The 4,114-nt window shown below is 70.3% G+C and carries 4 protein-coding genes; 1 reads left to right on the top strand and 3 read right to left on the bottom strand.

Going from position 1 to position 4,114, the window contains the following annotated elements; genetic code table 11:
- From H0X00_RS22140 to H0X00_RS22150, 3 genes are all read right to left on the bottom strand, one after another.
- Nucleotides 1-261, bottom strand: a 261-nt coding sequence (locus tag H0X00_RS22140; protein WP_293774920.1) for an acyl-CoA dehydrogenase family protein, incomplete at its 3' end; no start/stop codon positions are given.
- Entirely contained in the window at nucleotides 258-1,436 is a 1,179-nt protein-coding gene (locus tag H0X00_RS22145) for an acyl-CoA dehydrogenase family protein (protein ID WP_293774921.1), read from the bottom strand. The genes H0X00_RS22145 and H0X00_RS22140, both read right to left, overlap by 4 nt.
- An 82-nt stretch (nucleotides 1,437-1,518) precedes the next feature.
- Nucleotides 1,519-2,292, bottom strand: coding sequence for an enoyl-CoA hydratase-related protein (locus H0X00_RS22150; protein ID WP_293774923.1), 774 nt, complete (start codon nucleotides 2,290-2,292; stop codon nucleotides 1,519-1,521).
- A gap of 56 nt (nucleotides 2,293-2,348) precedes the next feature.
- Between H0X00_RS22150 and H0X00_RS22155 the strand changes: the two genes are divergently transcribed.
- Nucleotides 2,349-3,824 (top strand): hypothetical protein, encoded by a 1,476-nt coding sequence (locus tag H0X00_RS22155; protein ID WP_293774925.1) that lies wholly within the window; start codon nucleotides 2,349-2,351, stop codon nucleotides 3,822-3,824.
- The last annotated feature ends 290 nt before the right edge of the window (nucleotides 3,825-4,114 follow it).

Genomic DNA, 4,114 nt, shown 5'->3' on the forward strand with positions numbered 1-4,114 from the left:
CAGCGGGACCGGCGCGAGCGCGCGGCCCACCTCGAGGAACATCGCGGCCTGGGCGGGAAGCCCGAAGCCCGCGCCGCCGGCGGACTCCGGCAGGCCCAGGCCGGTCCAGCCGGCCTCGACCACGGTGGACCACAGGCGCTCGTCGCAACGCGCCTCGCCACCACCCCGGCGCGCGACCGCGGGCGGGGACTGGTCACGCAGCAGACGGCTGCAGGCGTCGCGGATCTCGCGCAGATCGGCAGCCGGATCGGTCAGCATCATCGGGGCAGTCCCACCAGTCGCTCGGCAACGATGTTGCGTTGGATCTCGCTCGTCCCGGAGTAGATCGACGCGGCGCGGCTGTGCACGCGGTCGTGGGAGGCGACGGTGTCCCGGGCGACCGCGGCGGTACCGCCGACCGTCTCGGCGACGAAGTCGTAGATCTCCTTGTACAGCTCGCCCCAGACCAGGTTGGACAGCGAGCCGAGCGGGCCCACCGTCACCCCGTCGTCCTCGAGGGCGGCCATCCGCAGGTTCAGCATCCGCAGCTCCTGGCACCGGGTCCAGAGCAGGGCCCAGCGCCGGCGCAGTTCGTCGCGTTCGGCGTCGTCGAGGTCGGCCGGGAGCTCCCGCACCTCGTGCAGCTCGACCAGCAGCCGGGCGTGGTCGGTGAAGCCCTGGTCGGCGCGCTCGAACTGGAACAGCGTCATGGCCGCTTTCCAGCCCTCGCCGATCTCGCCGACCACCCAGTCCTTGGGTGCGCGGGCGTTGTCGAGGAAGACCTCGCAGAACTCGGCGTCGCCGCTGATCTGCTCGATCGGACGGACCGTCACCCCGGGCTGATCCACCGGAACAATCAGCAGGGTCAGCCCGCGGTGCTTCTCCGAACCGGGCTCGGTGCGCGAGAGCACGAAGACGAAGTCCGCGTACTGGGCGAAGGTCGACCAGGTCTTCGACCCGTCGATCAGCCACTCGTCACCCTCGAGCCGCGCCTTGGTGCGCATCGAGGCCAGGTCGGAGCCGGAGTCGGGCTCGGAGAAGCACTGGGCCCACATCTCGTCGCCGGCCAGGATCTTCGGCAGGAAGCGCTCGCGCAGCTGCGGCGTCCCGATCTCCATCAGCGTCGGGCCGAGCAGCAGGATGCCGGGGGTGTTCGCCGGCTCCGGGCAGCCGGCCAGCGCCAGCTCCTCGTAATACATGAACTTGTCCAGCGACCCGGCTCCCCGCCCGCCGTACTCGACCGGCCAGCCGATCCCGGCCCAGCCACCGGCGGCCAGCGACCGCTGCCAGGCGCGCCGGTAGGCGAAGCGGTCGTCCTGTTCCAGTGGGTAGTCGCCCTCCGGCCCGTTCGACGACAGCCAGGCACGGAACTCCGCGCGCAGCGGATGCGCGTACGGGACGGCGGGCAGGTCGGGGCCGAGCACCGACCGCGGATGGATCACGCGAGCTGTTGACATGTGCCTTCCTCCGCCGCAGTGTTCGCTGAGGAGCAACGTACCAACCGTTTGTTTGGTACGCCAGAGGGAAGCGAGGTGCGGCTCAGTGCCCTTCGAAACGCGCCGGCCGCTTCTCGGCGAAAGCCGCCACTGCTTCGGCGTGGTCGGCACTTCCGGTCACGTAGAGCGCGGCGTACGCCTCCGCGGTCAGGCTCCCCGCGAGGTCGGTCTCGACGGCCTCGTTGAGCAGGCGTTTGGTAACTCCGAGCGCGACGGTCGGGCCGTCGGCCAGCGACATGGCGAACGCGCGCAGATTCTCCTCGAACTCCGCCGTGGGCCAGTGCCGGGCGACCAGGCCGAGGTCGTGCGCCTCCGCCGCGGGCAGCGCGCGACCGGTCAGCAGGATGTCCTTCGCCCGGTGCAGTCCGAGGGTGCGGACGAACCAGTGGGTGAAAGCCCAGTCCGGCGCCAGCCCCACCTTGGCGAACACCGGATGGAAGACCGCGCTGTCATCGGCGACGATCAGGTCGCAGGCCAGCGCCAGGCTGAACCCGGCGCCCGCCGCCGGTCCCTGCACCGCCGCCACCACCGGCTTGGGCAGTTCGGCCAGCGCGGTAACGATCTCCCGGCCGCGCTCGAGCATCGCCGCCGTCCCGGCCTGGCCGATCCCCAACTGGGCGACGTCCGCGCCGGCGCAGAAGGCGCCGCCGGCGCCGCGGATCACCACGGCCCGGACCCCGGGGTCGAGCGCCGCCGTCCGCACCGCCTCGAACAGCAGCGTGCGCAACTCGTCGCTGAGGGCATTGCGGGCTTTCGGCCGGTTCAGCGTCAGCCACAGCACGCCCGCGTCGATCCGGGACAGCAGCGCAGGCTCCATCGAAGTTCCGCCTCTCGTGGGGTTGCCCAGAGCCTGTCAAAGACAAGGATGGCGACGTGAGCCACATCGAGTTCGTGGACCAGACCCTGCGCGACGGCCAGCAGAGCCTGTGGGGCCTGCGGATGCGGGCCTACCAGGCCGCCGACGCACTGCCGCACCTCGACCGCACCGGCTTCCGCACCATCGACCTCACCGGGCCCGGCATGTTCACCGTGCTGCTGCGCGAGTTCGCCGACGACCCGTGGGCCTCCACCGACTTCCTGGTGCAGGGCCTTCCACACAACACCGTGCGGGCCGGCATGCGCACGATCAGCGTGGTCGGCTTCGCGCACGCACCGGACTGCATCATCGACCTGTGGGTGCACACCCTGATCCGGCACGGCGTGCGCAGCTTCTGGATCTACGACTGCCTCTACGACCTCGGCGCGATGCGCCGCCTCGTCGACGTCATCCACGACGCCGGCGGCATCGCGGTGCCCTCGGTGATGTACGGCCTGACGGACCTGCACGACGACGCGTTCTTCGCCCAGCAGGCCGGCGAGATGGCGACCTGGCCGGGCGTGCAGAGCGTCTACCTCGAGGACGCCGCTGGGGTGCTGAAGCCCGATCGTGCGGCGACCCTGCTGCCGGCGGTGCGGGCTGCGACCGGCACCGTGCCCCTCGAACTGCACTGCCACAACACCACCGGGCTGGCCCCGCACAACTACATCGAGGGCATCAAGGCCGGCTTCACGATTCTGCACACCGCGTCCCGGCCGATGGCCAACGGTCCGTCACTTCCCTCCACCGAGGCGATGGCGACGATCGTCGAGGACCTCGACCACAGCCACGGGCTGGACACCTCGCGGTTCGCGCCGGTGGCGGGGAACTTCGCCTGGGCCGCCCGCGACGCCGGCTATGAGCCCGGCGTCCCCAACGAGTACGACCCGCGGGTCTACAACCACCAGCTCCCCGGCGGCATGACCGGAACGCTGAAGAACCAGCTCGCCACCCACGGGATGGCGCACCGCCTGAATGAGGCGCTGGCCGAGATCCCGCGGGTGCGGGAGGAGTTGGGGCAGCCGATCATGGCCACCCCGTTCTCCCAGTTCGTCGGCATCCAGGCGGTCCTCAACATCATCACCGGCGACCGCTACAAGCTCGTGCCGGACGAGGTCATCCACTACGCCCTCGGGCACTACGGCCCGCTACCGCGCCCGGTCGACCCCGACGTCTTCGACCGGATCATGGCCCAGCCCAACGCGGCCAAGCTGCGCGACTGGGTCCGCCCCCAGCCGTCCCTGAAGGAACTCAAGTCGGCGTTCCCGTCCGGCATCTCGGACGAGGAGTTTCTGCTGCGCTGGATGCACTCCGACGAGGAGGTGGACGTGATGCTGGCCAAGGGACCCATCCGCACCGACCCGCGGCGCAGCGCCGACCGGATCGTCGCCGAAGTGCTCGACCTGATCACCGAACGGCCGCGACTGACCTCCTTCGCGGTCAGCACCCCGCAGTACTCGGTGGCGCTGAGCCGGACTGGCCCGCGCCGCTAGCTCACTCGGCGACCATCCGGGTCCGCAGGCTCGCCAACGTGCTCGGACATCGTCGCGTTCGTCATCGGCGTCATAGATCTGTTATTTCTGGGGAGGAAGGCGGTAACCGCGGCTCCGCAGAATGTGCGCGACCCCCGGCAGTCCAGCGCACACACCTCAGCCCGAGCTAGTGGTCCGTCTGCGAATTGATCTGGTTGAGGACCTCACGCCCGCGACGGACCTTGGCGATGATCTCCTCCGCGGTCGCCTTCCAGATGAAGGGCTTCGGGTCGGTGTTCCAGTGCTCGGCC

The sequence above is a fragment of the Sporichthya sp. genome, from assembly GCF_013815995.1.
In the GTDB taxonomy this organism is placed as follows: domain Bacteria; phylum Actinomycetota; class Actinomycetes; order Sporichthyales; family Sporichthyaceae; genus Sporichthya.

Coding starts and splice junctions, on each gene's coding strand:
- H0X00_RS22145 (WP_293774921.1), bottom strand. CDS start 1,436: ATGTCAACAGCTCGCGTGATCCATCCGCGGTCGGTGCTCGGCCCCGAC.
- H0X00_RS22150 (WP_293774923.1), bottom strand. CDS start 2,292: ATGGAGCCTGCGCTGCTGTCCCGGATCGACGCGGGCGTGCTGTGGCTG.